This window comes from Pseudomonas sp. 3HC3 (assembly GCF_044904505.1).
GTDB classification, from domain to species: Bacteria; Pseudomonadota; Gammaproteobacteria; order Pseudomonadales; family Pseudomonadaceae; genus Aquipseudomonas; species Aquipseudomonas putida_Y.
On sequence record NZ_JADDRH010000058.1, the window covers coordinates 1 to 670 of the forward strand.

Sequence of the window (670 nt, forward strand, 5' to 3'; positions counted from 1 at the left end):
TGCCGATCCCGGACCAGAGCCTGTACGTGCTCGACAGCGACCTCAACCCGGTGGCCGCCGGCTGTGTCGGCGAGCTGTACGTCGGTCGCCAGGGCCTGGCCCGTGGCTACCTCAAGCGCGCCGACCTCAGCGCCACGCGCTTCATTCCCGACCCGTTCGGCGAGAGCGGGGCGCGGCTGTACCGCAGCGGCGACCTGGCACGCTGGCGCGCCGATGGGGTGATCGAGTACGTCGGGCGGATGGACCATCAGGTGAAGATCCGTGGCTTCCGCATCGAGCTGGGCGAGATCCAGGCGCGGCTGCAGGCGCTGCCCCAGGTGCGCGAGGCCGTGGTGCTGGTCCAGGAGGGGGCGAGTGGCACCCAGCTGGTCGGTTACCTGGTGGCCGGGCAAGCGGTGGCGGACCAGGCGATCTGGCGTGAGGCGGTCAAGGCCGCACTGCGCGAAGACCTGCCGGAGTACATGGTGCCGGCGCACCTGCTGCTGCTCGAGCGCATGCCGCTGACCGCCAACGGCAAGCTCGACCGCCGTGCCTTGCCGGCGGCGGATGCCAGCCTGCTGCAACAGGCCTATGTAGCCCCGCAAAGCGAAATGGAACAGCGCATTGCCGCTGTCTGGGCCGATGTGCTGCGTCTGGAGCGGGTCGGCTTGAGCGACAACTTCTTCGAGCT

General features: G+C 69.6%; 1 pseudogene. It reads left to right on the forward strand.

The features are described 5' to 3' along the window. Window positions 1-670 (forward strand): annotated as a pseudogene (locus tag INQ47_RS25630) (non-ribosomal peptide synthetase); the annotation flags it as partial.